14 protein-coding genes are annotated in these 16,806 nt (G+C 43.8%); 6 read left to right on the top strand and 8 right to left on the bottom strand.

Annotated elements, in window-relative coordinates:
* Positions 1 to 118 precede the first annotated feature (118 nt).
* Together ACSLBF_RS02215 and ACSLBF_RS02210 are read left to right on the top strand one after the other, a co-directional pair.
* On the top strand, positions 119 to 472 hold the full coding sequence (locus ACSLBF_RS02215; RefSeq protein WP_440054993.1) for a VanZ family protein: 354 nt from the start codon (positions 119 to 121) through the stop codon (positions 470 to 472).
* Entirely contained in the window at positions 465 to 1,361 is an 897-nt protein-coding gene (locus tag ACSLBF_RS02210) for a ketopantoate reductase family protein (protein WP_440054992.1), read from the top strand. Before ACSLBF_RS02215 ends, ACSLBF_RS02210 begins: the two co-directional genes overlap by 8 nt.
* A 28-nt stretch (positions 1,362 to 1,389) precedes the next feature.
* Here ACSLBF_RS02210 and thiI read toward each other — a convergent pair whose 3' ends face one another.
* Positions 1,390 to 2,847, bottom strand: coding sequence for a tRNA uracil 4-sulfurtransferase ThiI (gene thiI / locus ACSLBF_RS02205; protein ID WP_440054991.1), 1,458 nt, complete (start codon positions 2,845 to 2,847; stop codon positions 1,390 to 1,392).
* Between the two features lie 392 nt (positions 2,848 to 3,239).
* Positions 3,240 to 3,896: a TetR/AcrR family transcriptional regulator gene (locus ACSLBF_RS02200; RefSeq protein WP_440054990.1), complete on the bottom strand. Its 657-nt coding sequence runs from the start codon at positions 3,894 to 3,896 to the stop codon at positions 3,240 to 3,242.
* A 196-nt stretch (positions 3,897 to 4,092) separates the two neighbouring features.
* On the opposite strand from ACSLBF_RS02200, the gene coaD reads away from it, so the two are divergent.
* Positions 4,093 to 4,575 (top strand): pantetheine-phosphate adenylyltransferase, encoded by a 483-nt coding sequence (coaD, locus tag ACSLBF_RS02195; RefSeq protein ID WP_440054989.1) that lies wholly within the window; start codon positions 4,093 to 4,095, stop codon positions 4,573 to 4,575.
* Entirely contained in the window at positions 4,572 to 5,933 is a 1,362-nt protein-coding gene (locus ACSLBF_RS02190; protein WP_440054988.1) for a capsule assembly Wzi family protein, read from the top strand. Before coaD ends, ACSLBF_RS02190 begins: the two co-directional genes overlap by 4 nt.
* A gap of 63 nt (positions 5,934 to 5,996) precedes the next feature.
* Here the strand turns inward: ACSLBF_RS02190 and argH are convergent, their stop codons facing one another.
* The 5 genes from argH to argC are packed head-to-tail and all read right to left on the bottom strand — an operon-like array spanning position 5,997 to position 11,818.
* A complete protein-coding gene (gene argH, locus ACSLBF_RS02185) occupies positions 5,997 to 7,862 on the bottom strand; it encodes an argininosuccinate lyase (protein WP_440054987.1) in 1,866 nt (621 codons plus the stop codon).
* A gap of 16 nt (positions 7,863 to 7,878) precedes the next feature.
* Positions 7,879 to 9,090 carry an argininosuccinate synthase gene (locus tag ACSLBF_RS02180; RefSeq protein WP_440054986.1) on the bottom strand — a complete coding sequence of 404 codons (1,212 nt, stop codon included), beginning with the start codon at positions 9,088 to 9,090 and terminating at the stop codon, positions 7,879 to 7,881.
* A gap of 12 nt (positions 9,091 to 9,102) precedes the next feature.
* Positions 9,103 to 10,023 (bottom strand): ornithine carbamoyltransferase, encoded by a 921-nt coding sequence (locus ACSLBF_RS02175; RefSeq protein WP_440054985.1) that lies wholly within the window; start codon positions 10,021 to 10,023, stop codon positions 9,103 to 9,105.
* 8 nt (positions 10,024 to 10,031) lie between these two features.
* The gene (gene argB / locus ACSLBF_RS02170) at positions 10,032 to 10,811 is read right to left on the bottom strand and encodes an acetylglutamate kinase (RefSeq protein ID WP_440054984.1); all 780 of its coding nucleotides are present in this window, start codon (positions 10,809 to 10,811) and stop codon (positions 10,032 to 10,034) included.
* Positions 10,808 to 11,818, bottom strand: a complete 1,011-nt coding sequence (argC, locus tag ACSLBF_RS02165; protein ID WP_440056185.1) for an N-acetyl-gamma-glutamyl-phosphate reductase — start codon at positions 11,816 to 11,818, stop codon at positions 10,808 to 10,810. The genes argB and argC overlap by 4 nt, the downstream gene beginning before the upstream one ends.
* Positions 11,819 to 11,991: 173 nt before the next feature.
* Here argC and argE point away from each other — a divergent pair, with 173 nt between their 5' ends.
* Positions 11,992 to 13,149 carry an acetylornithine deacetylase gene (gene argE / locus ACSLBF_RS02160; RefSeq protein ID WP_440054983.1) on the top strand — a complete coding sequence of 386 codons (1,158 nt, stop codon included), beginning with the start codon at positions 11,992 to 11,994 and terminating at the stop codon, positions 13,147 to 13,149.
* Between the two features lie 68 nt (positions 13,150 to 13,217).
* Here argE and ACSLBF_RS02155 read toward each other — a convergent pair whose 3' ends face one another.
* Positions 13,218 to 15,644, bottom strand: coding sequence for a zinc-dependent metalloprotease (locus ACSLBF_RS02155; protein WP_440054982.1), 2,427 nt, complete (start codon positions 15,642 to 15,644; stop codon positions 13,218 to 13,220).
* Positions 15,645 to 15,798: 154 nt separating this feature from the next.
* On the opposite strand from ACSLBF_RS02155, the gene ACSLBF_RS02150 reads away from it, so the two are divergent.
* Positions 15,799 to 16,767: a class 1 fructose-bisphosphatase gene (locus tag ACSLBF_RS02150; protein ID WP_440054981.1), complete on the top strand. Its 969-nt coding sequence runs from the start codon at positions 15,799 to 15,801 to the stop codon at positions 16,765 to 16,767.
* Positions 16,768 to 16,806: the final 39 nt, after the last annotated feature.

Below are 16,806 nucleotides of genomic sequence, written 5' to 3'. Positions count from 1 at the left end.
TCGTTTGGAAAGATTATATCAATGCCATCGAAATTTGTGAGAAAAAATTTACATTCACCCACAAGACAGGTTTCGGTGATATACTGGCGGCTCAGGTCATACAGATGTAGGAAAGGATATGACAAGGCGCATTTATAAGGCCCTATTACTTGTCTCATTAATACTATTTACTGTCTTATTCGCTCGTGAAATAAACCTTTCGGCGAGTAAGCTATTCCCGCATGTGGATAAAGTCGGACACTTTGCTGTATTCGCAATTTTGGCGTTTATCTCACATCATGCATTCAAAGCCCCTGTTTGGTTACATCTGATCTTGCTCTCGGGTTATGGCATTGCCATAGAATTGATGCAGCATACATTGCCCTACAGACAAGCTTCATTTGCAGATTTTATTGCCGATGTCGCTGGTGCATTAGGCTACTTTGTTAGCTTCTATTTTTATTCTTTGTGGCGCCAACGCAGCCATGGCTAACATTCACATTGTTGGTGATGGCGCCATCGGTCTATTATTGGCAAAGCACTTGCAGTCCAACCACCAAGTAACATTACTAACTCGCAAAGGACAGCCAAAGTCTTATCAATATGCGGGACTGGACGGCAACAAAACGATTACCACAAACATCACTACAATTGATAAGGTGCTTAAGAACAGCATCAACACCTGCATAATTCCCGTTAAGTCTTATCAAATCAAAGCCGCATTCAAAGCTATTCAGCCCAAGCTTGCTGTTAACGCGACGGTTATTTTTAGCCACAATGGGATGATCGATTGGTCACCAATGCTAGCGAGACTTTTACCAACTCAACAAGCTTGTTTTCTTAGTACCTCAATGGCTGGCTACAAAGAGTTCGACAAAGTTATCCATACTGGTCAAGGAGCTTCTTGGTTTGGTGCTCTTAGCGCTCCTGCAACGCCGTTTGCGGCCCAGTCATTCAGTGAATTATTTGGTGATTTAGAAAACGCGCAGTTTAGCACTGATATGCAACCTGTACTTTGGAAAAAACTGGCGATTAATATCGCAATTAATCCATTAACCGCCATAGAGCAATGCCAAAACGGCCAACTTCGCCAGCCCAAATATGCCAACATCGTACTCAACCTTCTTAATGAAGTTCACCATGTAGCTCTGCTTTCAGGTGTGCATTTGGCATTAGAGACACTGATAACTTTGGCCTATCAGGTAATGGCACAAACAGCGACAAATTACTCATCTATGGCGCAAGATATAAAATACCAAAAGCGTACCGAAATAGACGCAATGTGTGGGTTTGTGCAGTCAATGGGGGAGAAAGTGGGCGTGGATACTCCATACAACAGTGCAATGTTTGAAAAGGTGCTTCAGTTACAAAGAAGTAACTGAAGCCAAAACACTGAAATGACTTAACTGGTCAAGGGCGATACACTTTTACGTTCATAAAGCCATTCTCATGTAAGATCAGAGCTTGTAGCTGGCTCATCACCCCTTTAGCACAGTATAAATAGTATTCTCTGTCTTGAGGTAAATCACCAAACTTAGTAGCGAGTCGGAAAAACGGCAGGTGGATAACTTCCACAGTGTCCAAGTCGAGCGGGTTTAGATCTTCTTCTTCCGGTGAACGAATATCTAGCACCACGGCATTATCAGGTAGCTCACTGACAGACTCTGCTTCTTTTACTTCTTGCTTTGCTTCGACTTCAATATCACGAATGTCTTTTACTACCGCATTTTCAATCACTGTATTGAGTACATCAAAATCAAATTTGCCTTCTTCTGCAATGATGCGCTCTAATTTAGCTTTTACCGTCGGTTTTTGCGAAATAACACCACAATACTCCGGCATAGCCTCTGCCATTTCACAAGTACCGATTTGACGAGCAATGCGAATGATCTCTTCTTTGTCATTTTGAATTAACGGGCGCAAGATCAGCATTTCTGTTACACGATCAATGACATTCAAGTTCGCTAAGGTTTGGCTAGACACTTGCCCGATGCTTTCTCCAGTAACCAAAGCTTGAATACCAAAACGTTCCGCAACCGCAGCACCAGCTCGCATCATCATACGTTTAAGCACTACACCCATTTGACCACTTTCGATGTTTTCTAAGATCTCAGCAACCACCGGCTCAAAATCCACCGTAATAAAACGGACTTTGTGCGTCGAACTGTATTGTTTCCATAAGTAATGACTTACCTGCTTAACACCGATTTCGTGTGCTGCACCACCTAGGTTGAAAAACAAAAAGTGCGTACGTGCGCCTTTGCGCATCATTTGATAGGTCGCCACTCCTGAGTCAAAACCACCAGAAACCAAAGACAATACGTCTTCTTGAGTAGGCAGTGGGAAGCCACCAATGCCAAAATGCTGGTGACGTACGATATATGCTTTATCGTCTTTTACTTCAATTTTTACGGTCACATCGGGATTCTTAAGCTTAACGCTCGCCCCTTCAACATTTTGATTAAGGCCACCACCAACATAACGCTCAACATCGCTTGAAGTAAAATCATGTTTTCCTTGACGCTTTACACGTACACAAAATGTTTTTCCGCGTAACTGCTCAGATACCATCGCTATGGTTTGCTGGTAAATATCGTCAAGAGTGGTAAAGGCGGTTTCTTGTACCTCGATAAACTGCACGATACCCGGCACACGCTGTAAATTATCGATAAGTGCTAAACGCGTTTTTTCATCACTGTGCTGACTTACTACGCTCAAATTATCCCAGTTATTTTTAACCTTAACTTGCTCGTCAACTTTAACCAGCACCATCTTGATGTTTCTTTCCAGCACTTTAGTAAAGCGCTTACGCACTGATTTGCTTTTAATAGCAATTTCAGGATGCAGTTTGACGATAAATTTAAGCATACAAGTCACTCTTTTTCTGATCGATAGTCGGTTAGTACCCGTATTTCGTATCTGAGTAAGTCAGACTTGTTCGCTGTACGCACTAACCAAAGGCATTTTGGGCGCGCGATTATAACAGATTTCTATGTGATGATAAAATATTGGTCAAGGACTCAGCTGTCGTTGCTAAATCCCGAGATCAGAACTACGTGACCTCAACCGCAGATAAGCAAATTGCCCAATAATGCGATTTTGTCCACTCTCTTCATTGTTTTCACTTGTAATAACCAGCTATTAGCACGTAAAAACGCCCTGATATTGAACAAAACCTCATCATTGGAACTAGAAAAATCATGGGTTCTTAAGTAATTACACTTTAAAAACTCTAATCCGCCGCTGAGCTTACTCAGAATTTAAGCAATACTTGGTAGGGTTGAATCAGCCAAAGCTTGATAATGAGACTGCAGCTGGTCAACCTTAGGCAAGCTTAAATCAGTTGCATATGGCTTAAACAACATAAGCACTTTAACCACTCCGTTATAGATGTCTTGCTGCTCCAACATACCAGTCATTCTCCTAGCCTTGACGTAAGGCGTCCAAAAACTCACTGTCATTTTGAGCATATGTGATAGCTCTTTTGCATCGCCATCAGAAATAGCGATGACACCGGCATTTCTAAGGCCAATAACGACGGCGTAGACTTGCTCAAATAGCTGACTCTGAAAGTCGATATATTTACGTTTTAGCTCCTGATCTCGAGCCAGAATATCGGTCAGATTGTCGTAAAAAAAGTGGTAACGCCACATTAGCTCAAACAATGAGTCGAGATATTGGGTCAGTTGCTGTAGTGGTTCCTCTTCCTCACTAAGCGGTTTAAAATGGGTATTTAGATGCTCACTATAGAGCGCGAAAATTTGTCTAATAATGTCTTCTTTATTTTTGAAGTGATAATACAAATTACCTGGACTTATTCCGAGGCTAGAAGCGATATGGTTTGTCGTGATTGCTCGCTCTCCGTGCAAATTAAACAAAGCGATGCTGGTACGAATGATTTTTTCCTTGGTATTCATTTGCGGTTCTCTACCATCTTGTTGGAAGCTGAGATTACATCTACTTATTATAGCCATCTAGCCGACTATAATCTGTATTTGTGTAAAGTATCACCATTCTAAGTATTTCATAAGACCTCGTATTACAAAGCTGACCAGTGTATTTTCTCAATATCCTTGCTACCATATCGCAAACTCATACTGAGAAAGAACTTACATGAACGTTGTTGCACTTTATCCAGGCACTTTTGATCCATTAACCAATGGGCACGAAGACCTTATTAAGCGTGCCGCTAAAATGTTTGATACCGTATTACTTGCTATTGCACACAACCCAAGTAAAAAGCCGTGTTTCACCTTAGAAGAACGAGTAACACTGTCTGAAACGGTATTAAAACCACTAGCAAATGTGAAAGTGATAGGTTTTTCAGGACTGTTGGTAGACTTAGCGAAACAACACAAAGCTAATGTGTTGATCCGGGGGATTCGAGCAGTGTCTGATTTTGACTATGAATTTCAACTCGCCAATATGAATCGACGTCTGAATCCGGATTTGGAAAGCGTATTTCTAACCCCTTCAGAGAAAAACTCTTTTATCTCATCGACCTTAGTTAAGGAAGTCGCCTTGCATAATGGAGACGTGAGTCAATTTGTACACCCAATTGTCGCCAAAGCATTACAGGAAAAACTACACGGATGAAAAAAACGCTGTTAACGGTAAGCATACTGTTTGCTTGCCAAAGTTTTGCATCTCCTTGGATTGAGGCAAATCAGTCTGATTTAAAACACAGCATCGATATGCTGGTAGCACAGGGAGTCATCGCACGCCCCGTCAATCAATATCCACTGTTATGGAGCGGGATCATCAGTGATCTTAGCCAGATCGATGAAGCTAACTTATCTGAACAAGCCATATTTGCATTGGCTCATGTCAGACATGCACTATCGCAATCTAAGCGAGACAAGCATTCTAGTATCAAGGCACTATACAATGGTGCTGAAGAACTTCCGTCTGGATTTGGTGAACGTCAGGCGCAAGAGTCTGGGATAAACACCTACGGTGAAATCACAACCAGCCGTGTCAGTGCTAAAGTCGCCGTAAACTACGCTGATAAGGCTCAAGATGGCAAGCAAATCAATCACTATGGAAGTCATCTTGCGGTCTTATTTGGCAACTGGTCGTTAAGTGCGGAGCGTTTAAGCTACTGGTGGGGTCCAGGTAATGAAAGTGCATTAATGCTTTCCAATCATGCCGCACCTATGACCGCAGTACGATTAAGCCGGGCAAACAATAACTATTCAGGTCCAAGCTTTTTATCCTTTATTGGACCTTGGCAAGTCACGGCCATCGCAGCGAGACAAAGCGCATCGTTAAGTAATAAAACGGAACAAGATTTATGGGGATTTCGCGCCGCTATTTTCCCTGTCAGTGGCTTAGAAGTCGGTTTTAGCACCACGTATAGTGACTTTGTTTACCGTCAAGAAACCTCTGAACATGCAAGAGATAAACAACGCTTAACCAGTCTCGATCTGAAATACTCAAGCACCTTTTTTGATACCCTGCTAGGCGCAGCATACTTTGAAATTGCTGGTTTAAACGACAGTGGTGCTTTGCCACACGAGCCGCAACTTACAGTTGGTATTGAAAGCTACTGGGGAGATTTAACCAGTCGTGTAAAAGGGTTCGTTGAGTACACTGATACCAGCATCAATTGTGATCAAGATGATCTAAAAGTGCTGTGTTTAAGAGCCGGAAAATTAGATTCTCTAAGCTATACCCAACGTGATCGATGGCTAGGTGCAAACATTGGGCTAAATGCTGAGAGTATTACGCTCGGCGCTAACTACTATCAACAAGATGGTGTTGGCGGATATGCAAAACTAAAATACACAGATTTTAAAACGTTAGATATTCAACGCCATCAAATCGAGTTGGGTTACCAGCAAGGTCTGTTTAATACCTTAATCAAAGTGGGTGCCAAAGCTTGGCGTGATGAAACTCAAGCGAAAAGTAAAAACTACTCTGCTGTCACACTCAGCTGGGAAATGCAGTTTTAACACTTTTTCCCATCAATAAAAAATGCGCCACTCGGCGCATTTTTAAACTATTCATATTACGAGTTAAGCCACAAACTGGCATGGAATAACTTGGCTATTTACTTGATTAATGTGAAACTCCATCGCCACTTCATCACAGTTATCTTTGCGTAGGCATAGTTCACAGTCTTTCATCACTTTTTCCGGCAAGCTGTCTTTACTACAAGTCATGAATCCTTGCTTGGTGAAAAAGCCAGGTACTCTAGTTAGCACAATCACTCGGTTTAAGGCCAGCTTAGTTGCTTTGGTCAATAAATGTTCCACCAACAATTGCCCTTGACCTTTCACATTGCACTCTGGATTTACCCCAAGTGAGCGGATCTCTGCAAGACCTGTGTCGTAGATATAAAGAGATGCACAGCCTGTAACTTTGCCATCCACTTCTGTCACTGCAAACTCATTGATACTATGGATCATATCACTCTTTGCACGCGGCAAGTTTTCACCCACTTTAGCCCAATATTGAATTAAGCCATTGATCGCTTCAACATCATCTAAATTGGCATCACGAACCGTTATTTGCAGTTTTTTTTTCGCCGTTTTAATGGCATAAGAAACTTGTGGTAAAGAAGTGCCACCTAACGCTTGTCGCGCCGCGATACACGCATCCAATTCAAGTACTGGGTAAACGTCCTGATCAATTTCAGGGCAAACCTGCTTAAATGTTTCTAAGCTCAGCTGCTCGAGATTTTTCCCTTCGGCTATCGCCAGTTGCACTAATTCGCCAACAATATGGTGACCTTCTCTAAAGGGAATACCCTTGGCAACTAAATAGTCAGCGAGCTCTGTGGCATTTGCATGGCCGCCCTTGGCCGCAGCTTTGGTTTTTTCACTGTTGACCTTAATGCCCTTTACGCACGCTTCAGCCATGTGAATACACGCAAGCCAAGTCGGCATAGCATCAAACAAGCCTTCCTTATCCTCTTGCATGTCTTTATTGTAAGCCAGAGGTAATGCTTTTAAGGTCATCATCATCGCGCTAAACGCACCGAATACACGGCCAGTTTTACCACGGATAAGCTCTAGTGCATCAGGATTTTTCTTTTGTGGCATTAACGAAGAACCAGAAGTCACGCTGTCTGCTAGTTCAATAAAACCTGATTCACCTGAATTATAAAAAATCAAGTCTTCAGCAAAACGTGAAAGGTGCATCATGGAGATAGACGCGCAGCTGAGTAGCTCTACGACAAAGTCTCTATCAGAAACCGCATCTAAGCTATTTTTTGATGCTGAATCAAAGCCAAGGTCCGCAGCGAGTTTTTCTCTGTCTATCGGATACGCGGTGCCAGCAAGCGCGCCTGAACCTAACGGACAAACGTTCATACGTGTTAAAGCGTCTTGCAGTCGAGATTCATCACGTTCGATCATTTCAACATAGGCCATACACCAGTGACTGAATAGCACGGGCTGTGCACGCTGAAGATGGGTGTATCCAGGAATAATGGTTCCCAATTCACGCTCTGCCAGCGCAATTAACGCTTGTTTCAATGACAGCAAAGCTAACAACAGTTGTTGTGCTGTATTACGACTCCACAAACGGAAGTCAGTCGCAACTTGATCGTTACGGCTACGTCCTGTGTGTAGCTTTTTGCCTAAATCACCAACACGTTCAATTAGCTTTGTTTCGACGTAAGAATGAATATCTTCGTAGCCAGCAGTCGCTACGGACGCAGGGTTAGCCACGACTTCGGTTAACAGTGCTTCTAATGCTTCCACCAACAATTGATGCTCATGTTCGGTCAACACGTCAACCTGTTGCAACGCGCCAGCCCACGCAATCGAGCCGACAATATCTTGCTCCGCTAACTGATAGTCAAATGGTAATGAATCATTAAATTGTTTAAATGCTTCATCTGGTCCAGATGAAAAGCGGCCGCCCCATAATGCCATTGCTACTCTCCTACCCTTAAGATTGTTTTTGCTTGTTGAGCGCTGCTATGCGGCTCGATAACGAAAACAGACGAATAAACCCTTCTGCATGTGATTGGTCATATACATCATCTTCGCCAAATGTGGCGAAATCTTCACTGTATAAACTATTGATTGATTGTTTTTGTACCGCGCTTACATGACCTTTATAAAGCTTTAATACCACCTCGCCCGTTGCCACTTTCGATAATGATTCTGCGGCTGCCAAGATAGAGTCTTTTAGCGGTGTAAACCAACGTCCGTCATACACCAAATGAGCAAACTCTTCACTGAGCGCGGCCTTCCACTTACGGCATGATTTATCTAATACCAGTTCATCAATGGCTTGTAATGCCGCCATCATCACCGTGCCTCCTGGGGTTTCATAACACCCTCTGGACTTCATACCAACCAAACGGTTTTCAACGATATCAATACGGCCAACTCCATGCGGTGCGGCAATTTCGTTCAGTTTAACCAAACAGTGGTATGGACTGTAACGCTCGCCATTCACTGCTGTGATCACACCTTCTTCAATCAATACTGAAACAAACTCCGGCTTGTCCGGAGCTTGCTCTGGAGATGCCGTTAATGTCCATACCTGATCGCTTGGTTGATTCCAAGGGTTTTCAAGCTCACCACCTTCGTGAGAGATATGCCAGGCGTTAGCATCACGGCTATATATTTTAGTCGCTGAGGCTGAGCAAGGAATATTGCGCTCAGCAAGGTAATCAAGCAGTGATTCACGGCTTGATAATGACCATTCGCGCCATGGTGCGATCACTTTAAGATCCGGTGCCAATGCAGCAAAACAGGATTCAAAACGTACCTGATCATTACCTTTACCAGTACAGCCATGCGCTAGTGCATCGGCTCCGACTTTACGAGCAATCTCGACCTGCGCTTTTGCGATGATGGGGCGTGCCATTGAAGTACCTAATAGGTAAGTTCCTTCATAAATAGCACCAGTTTTTAGCGTTGGATAAATATACTCGCTGACCATTTCTTCTTTAAGGTCAACCACATAACATTCAGAAGCTCCGGAAGCAATGGCTTTTTCTTCCACGCCTTGTAGCTCCTCTTCACCCTGTCCTACATCCGCCACAAAGGCGACTACTTCACAGTCGTAGTTTTCTTTCAACCAAGGCACGATTGCCGATGTATCCAGTCCACCAGAATAAGCCAATACTACTTTTTTAATCTCGCTCATTTGTTATTAACCTCAAACATAATCTTTGTTTAACAGTGATACCAGCAATGCATTTTGTGCATGCATACGGTTTTCAGCCTGTTGAATAATTTTTGACTTTGCCCCATCCATGACTTCTGATGTGATCTCGAACTCGCGGTGCGCTGGCTGACAATGCAAAATGGTTTGCGCGCCTGTATTTTCGACAAGTTGTTGATTTATCTGGTAAGGCATAAAGGTGGCTTTCACCTGCTCAAGCGGCGTGGTATTCCCCATCGACACCCACGTATCAGCGTAGAGCACATTTGCACCCACTGCCGCTTCGACGCGATCACTGATAAGAACAGAAGCCCCATTTACCGCCGCAATTTGTTCAGCTTGCTTTACAATTTGTGCATCCGGTGAGTGGCCTTTGGGACACACAGCCACAAAATCCGCACCTAAGGTCGCCGCAAGCAGCATCAGTGAATGGGTTACGTTATTTCCTTCGCCTAAGTAAGCGATTTTTAATCCGGCGAGATCACCATACACTTCATAAAGTGTTAGAAAGTCAGCCAGCGCTTGGCAAGGGTGATATAAATCGCAAAGACTATTCACCACAGGAACATTAGAATACGTTGCCAATGTTTCTAGTGTTTGATGATGATTAACACGTGCAACAAGACCATCGGCCCAAGTCGCAATGTTTAATGCAAAGTCTTTTACCGATTCACGGCTGCCCATGGCTCCGTTTTGTTGATCCAAATAAACGGCATGACCACCTAATTTATTGATCCCGATATCGAACGAGACACGAGTTCTTAAACTGGGTTTTTCAAATAGCGTAACGATGGATTTGCCCGCTAAAGCCTGATTGTACTCTTGCGGTTGCTGCTTAATATTTTTCGCTAAATTTAATAATGAAAGAACACTGGCTTGATCAAGTTCCAAGCCGGTTAAAAAATGTTTTGTCATGATAGTTCCTAAGGCGTAATAAGGGTTCCAACGTGCTCGCCCGCAAGCAGAGCAATCAGGTTTTCTGGCTTTTGCCAACTTGAGATGTATACGCCTCGTCGTAAGTGCTGGGCAGCGTGAAGACTGGTCTTAACTTTGACCTCCATCCCGCCCAAAATCACCTTCTGTGCTATCAAAGTTGAGATTTGTTCGCCGTTAAGTTGGTTTAACGGTTGTTTGTTTGCATCTAATACTGCTTCTACGTCGGTCATAAAAATGAGTTCAGCGTTGAGTTTGCTGGCTATTGCTGCTGCCGCTTCATCCGCGTTAACGTTATATAAGTTGCCGTCGTTACCGATACCTACCGAACTTATTACTGGTAATTTATCGAACTCTAACAACTGCGAAAGCACACCGTGTTCAGCATCGTGGCAAGTGCCAACTTGCCCTAATGCTTTGAGTTTTTGTTGGGTATCAAAGCCTGCATCATATAAACACAGGCCTACCGGGGTTAACCCAGCAATGATTGCTTGCGCCATTAATTGCTTATTTGCACAACCCGCCAATGCACCGACAATGTATGGCATTTGCTCTTTTGGACTGATCCGCAACCCTTGGTGCTTCGCTGTTGCAAATCCAGCATCTGCCAACCAGGCATCGACCAATGCTCCACCACCGTGCACAATAACAAATTGCTGTTCGCTATTTTGTTGTTGGATTTCCTTCATAGCGGCAAATAGAGACTGTGCTGCCCCTTCTTGGTTTAACACCGCACCACCTAACTTAATGACCCAAGTTTGCTTGCTCATTTTGTTACTCCCAAACCTTCGTAATGGGCTAGGCCACTGGCCAGATTCATGCACTGTAAAGCTTGGCCAGCAGCGCCTTTTAACAAGTTATCAATAGCCGCCACCACTATTAACTGCTCACCTTGTTGTTGCCAACCGATGTCTACGAATGGCTGTCCAGCAACACTTTTAATAGATGGCATTACTGCGCCTTTTAATCTGATCAAAGGCTCATCTGCTAACACTTGATAAGCTTGTGCTACCTGCTGTGATGTAACCCCAGGCTTTAACTGCACGTAGATGGTTTCCAAAATACCGCGTTTGAAATTGCCAAGGTGTGGCGTAAACAACACTGGATGGCCTAGATATTTTTCTATTTCAGGAGCGTGTCTGTGGGTGAACAGACCATAAGGCGCTAGAGAAACTTCACAAAAATGCGTGCTAATATTCGCTTTGCGGCCAGCACCAGTGACACCGGATACCGCATTGATAATAACTTGTTGTTCACTCAGTAACTGCGCATGCTTAAGCGGCTTAAGGGCATTCAAAGCCGCAGTTGGGTAACAACCTGCCACCGCAACAAGCTGTGCTGATGCAATTGCTTGTGCATTCCACTCAGCCAGACCGTATTGTGCTTGCTCTAACCAATCTTGATGAGGATGGGAAAAACCATAGTAAGTTTCATAATCTTGGCTTGAAGAAAGCCTAAAACCACCAGAGAGATCAAATACTTTCTTATTCATGGCTAAAAACTTGGGAGCTAGCTCGACACTGACTTTATGATCGGTGCATAAACACACGTAATCACTTTGCCCTTCAATTAATGAAAAAGCTTGTTCATCAAGTGGTTTAAGCTCAATATCAAGTCGTCCTGAATGTTCAGGATAAAGCTCGCTGAGTAGTTTGTGCTTGTCTATGCTTTGCTCAGATACGAAACAATATTGCAAATTCAGTTGTGGGTGTTTAGCAATTAAACTGGCTAGCTCTGCGCCGCTATAACCGCTGGCGCCAACAATCGATACATTCAACATAACAATCTCAATTTAAAATAGGTTCTACATTAGGTTAGTTCAGGAGTTGAATTTGTATCGTCGCATTGCATCGCCTTTATATATTTATGCTAAAAAAGTGAATTGATATTCATGCTAAACATCTTTATATTTTTATGCAAGGACTTTAAACCAATATTTTAGGATTTTTTATGACAGTGCCTTCTTTTATGGAAATGTATCAGCAATTGATCGCTTCTCCTTCTATTAGTGCGTTAGAAAGCTCACTCAATTTGAGTAATAAAGGCGTGATTGAATTGCTAGCCAAATGGTGTGAGTCTCTAGGCTTTCAAGTAGAGGTAAGCGAACTTCAAAATAACCCAGGTAAGTACAACTTGATTGCCAAGCGTGGCGAAGGAGATGGTGGCCTCATGCTAGCCGGACACACGGATACCGTGCCGTTTGATGATAGCCGCTGGAACTACGATCCGTTCAAACTATCCCAACAAGATAACAAGCTGTTTGGCTTGGGTAGTATCGACATGAAAGGTTTTTTTGCTTTTGTGTTAAATGCCATTAGTGAATTAGAAACCAGTAAACAAACCGCGCCGATTATTATTCTGGCTACCGCTGATGAAGAAACGACCATGGCGGGAGCACAAGAAATCGCCAAGCACCCAACGCTTAGGCCTGCGCGCTGCATTATCGGTGAGCCTACCGACATGGTACCGGTTTTTACACACAAGGGGCACATGACTTCAGCCATCAGGATCACGGGAAGATCGGGCCATAGCTCCGATCCTGAGCGAGGTCTAAATGCCATCGAAATCATGCATGAAGTGATTGCAAAACTGTTACAGTTACGAGAAGAATTAAAGAATAAATATTCAGTTCCGCATTTTGCTATTCCTTACCCAACCTTAAACCTTGGACACATTCATGGCGGTGACAGTGCCAACCGTATTTGTGGTTGCTGCGAATTACATATTGATATGCGTCCCTTACCGGGACTAAGTGTTAACGTGCTGCAAGCGATGCTAAGCGATGCAGTCGCGCCCATTAATGCTCGCTTTCCTAACAGTGTCTCTGTTGTTGACATGCATGAACCAATACCGGCGTTTACCGGCTCCACCGATGCTGCGCTAGTTCAACTCGCTGAAAAGCTTTCTGGTGAGACCGCTATCTCCGTAAACTACTGTACTGAAGCACCGTTTATTCAACAACTTGGCTGTGAAACCATCGTCATGGGTCCCGGTTCAATAAACCAAGCACATCAACCCGATGAGTATTTAAGTATGGAAAAAATCACACCAAGTCAAACAGTGATAAAGCAACTTATTGCCCACAGTTGTTTTGAGGTGAATGAATAGAAAGTGAGCTGAAGTATTAAAGCCCCAAAATGGGGCTTTAAATTATATATGGCTGTTATCGAAATAAACTAGATTGGCGACCCCGGTGGCATTGCCAATGCTTCAAATCGCTCAGGCCACTTACCCGATTTCAAGAACTCTGCGACTTGCTTAGATAAGTCATGCGCAAACGCATGCTCAAAGCTCACATCACTAAATACCGAGCTCTGATTAAAGTCACGACTTAATCGAGTTAAATAGTATCTAAGCTGAGATTGCACTTCTGGCGCAACTTGTTTATCAGCACTCAATTTAGCCAGCTTCATTGCACTCAAATACTGCACACGCTGGGCAAGTTTTTGCGCCATACCTTGCCCATTTACCGGTTTAAACACCGACTGATATAAAGACTCAAGTAGCGCTTCAGTACCGTAATTGTCAGCGTTTCTGGCATGCTGCTGAGCTAGACGATTCAAGCGCTGGGGATGAAGCAGTAAATCTAGACTATGCATCGCTGATGCTTCTGGTAATGCCATTGCATCCAGTGTTAGACCTGTGCGCCCTGTTACACTCTCACGAGTTTTGTATTCACCATAAGCCTTAGGTGGAATAAGAGATAATACAGACTCAGGGATGGTCAGTGCCTGTGGTTTTAACGTCGACAGCAACGCTTTTGTCGCCGCTTGCTGTTTTTCTCTCGCGACTACCTTAGCACCTTTCAACGCATCGCTGGTTCTGACTTCATAGTCATAATCAACGCCGGCGATTAGCTTCACCGCCGCTTCAACTTGATAGCGATGGAACAGGTAAAGTGGTACTAGCTTTTCTTCTAACTGAGACAAAGCGACACCTTGCTTGATGCTGTTTACGCCAAAAGACTCAAGTGCTTGCTTACGTACTTTTAATACCCGCAGTAACTCTGCAGCTGGGTCCTCTCCATTGTCCCACAGGTGCGCCGTTGGGTGTGCTCCCCCTTTTGCTCTGGCATCTGCATCAGAAATAAACTCAAGTCCTTTGTTTTGGTTTTCAGCCAGTATGTTTGCAAGTCCAGCAGCTTCATCTTGCCCCGTGAAGTCACTGTAGCCATATTTTACGACCTGCGTATCCCACTCCCCCATATCTTTGGCATAACCTTTGGTGATATTCAGCTCACCATTTTCATCAAAGCCAACCAATGGATGCGGATAATCCATCACCGACGCGCGATCTTTTACTGACGCCGAGAAGTTATGCGCAATACCCAAAGTATGACCAATTTCATGGGCACTTAGCTGACGAATACGATCTAACGCCATCGCATGTAAGCGCTCAGTCAATTCATCACCTTTAACAAACGGTGAAGATAGCGCTTCTGCTATTAAGATATCTTGTCTGACACGCAGTGAACCGAGTGTCACATGTCCTTTTAATATTTCGCCCGTTCTTGGATCGACTACTGATGCTCCATAAGACCAGCCACGAGTAGCACGATGTACCCACTGGATCACGTTGTAACGAATATCCATCGGATCAGCGTTTTCTGGCAAAATCTTAACTTGAAAAGCGCCCTTGTAACCTGCGGCTTCAAAGGCCTGATCCCACCAGCGCGCGCCATCTAATAAGGCGGTTTTTACTGGCTCAGGAACCCCAGGATCTAGATAATAAACAATCGGCTCCACCGGCTCTGAAACCGCAGCAGTTGGATCTTTTTTCGCTAAACGATGGCGAGGAATATAGCGAACAAACATCGACTGACCCAGCGGCGCTGAATAGTCTTTGTGTTCAATACTCCAATAACCAGACTGTGGATGGAATACACGTGGCTGGTAATTATCGTCAGGTAGTTCAATGAGCGAATGATGTTGATGCACTGTAAGCGCATAGGGATCGGCGCTAACTTGACGCACATATTCGCCCGGTTGACTGCCTTGGAAAGTCAGTACGGCTTCCAGCTCCGTGTTTTTTACAAACGCTTTGGAACGTGGCATAAATACCGCACTGCGACTGCCGTCTAAGTTGAAGTTACCCTGCTTTGTCTGTGCTAAGGTTCTAGACACCCCATGCACATCGCTTAATAGGTAAGGTGTGTAGTCGATCAATACGCTATCTTGATCTTCGGCCACAACTTTAAAACCATGCAAAATGCTCGACGCAAACGCCTCTTTTACACTTTGTTTTTCCGCAGCATTTTCAGCACTGGCTCGGTAGTACGTATTGATCGCGCGTAACATCACTTTATCGCCAAAACGTTCAAACTGTACGAGATGCGTGCCACCAAGTTGACCTCGGTCTAAGCCGATGTCATTAGAGCCAACACCATATGGCAAGCTGTGTTGTAATAGGAAAGGAGCATCTAGCTTATCAACGTCTAGGTATAAATTACCGGTAGTCGGATCGCTAAAAAAGGAATAAAAGCCCGGATGATGATTAAAACTGCTAGTAAATTCATCAATAGACTTAATTGCTGCGTGCGCTTGAGTTATCATACACAGCAACAAAGATGAGGCAACGTGAGTGAAAAGAGTTATTTTTCGCATAAACTTGTCTTTGTTGTTTTAGGTTTGAAGACTAACTGTAGTTGTATCTCAAATCGTATACAATTTACAGTCTTTCAGACGAACTACAGCGCAGTTTGTAGCACTCTCTCACAGTTAATTAGCTACAACAGACAAACGTTATCAGGACTTAAAAATGCGTAGACTTCCACCGGTGTTAATTGAAGATGGTTGCTCAAGAGAGCTGGTATCTCTGATCAGAACTATACTCGCAGCGTGTAAAGAAATTTCTTTTCGTGTTGGACAAGGCGCGCTTTCAGGCGTATTGGGTTCGACACTCGATGAGAATATCCAAGGCGAGACTCAGAAAAAACTTGATGTGCTTTCAAACCAGCTGTTGAAAGACATTTTGTTGGAATCTGGCTATGTAAAAGCGATTGCATCTGAAGAAGAAGACTTTACCGTTGCTGGTAACCCTGATGCTAAGTTTATTGTCGCATTTGACCCGTTAGATGGCTCATCCAATACCGATATCAACTCACTAGTTGGTACTATTTTCTCGATTATGGAAGCGCCAGAAGGCTCAGATCCAGCCGATCACAGCATCTTTATGCAGCCAGGTCACCAACAAGTTGCTGCGGGGTACGTACTTTACGGCCCGTGTACTACGTTGGCATTGACGACGGGTAAAGGGACTCGCATCTTCACACTGGACAAAACTCACGGCAGCTTCTTATTAACAGAAAACTTTGCCCAGATCCCTGAAGAGACCAAAGAATTTGCCATCAACGCTTCTAACCAACGCCATTGGACACCACCAATGCAGCAATATATCGCCGATTTACTGGCTGGTGAAACAGGCCCAAGAGGTAGAAATTTCAACATGAGATGGATTGCGGCGATGGTTGGTGATGTACATCGCGTATTATGTCGTGGTGGCTTATTCACTTACCCTGAAGATACCAAAGATCCTGAAAAACCGTTTAAACTGCGCTTACTTTATGAAGCAAACCCGATGGCAATGTTAGTTGAGCAAGCTGGTGGTTTAGCCCATACAGGAAGCGAACGTATATTGCAGATCCAACCTAAAGAAATCCACCAACGTGTTTCGGTGATTTTAGGCTCTAAAAATGAAGTAGAGGCTTGCCTTTCTTATCATAAATAACAAAATCGATTAGGTTCGTTAATATATTCTCAGCTGAGG

Source organism: Pseudoalteromonas sp. T1lg65 (assembly GCF_051930985.1).
Classification (GTDB): Bacteria; Pseudomonadota; Gammaproteobacteria; order Enterobacterales; family Alteromonadaceae; genus Pseudoalteromonas.
Note: the sequence above shows the minus strand (reverse complement) of the source record. Positions and strands in the feature narration are given on the sequence as shown.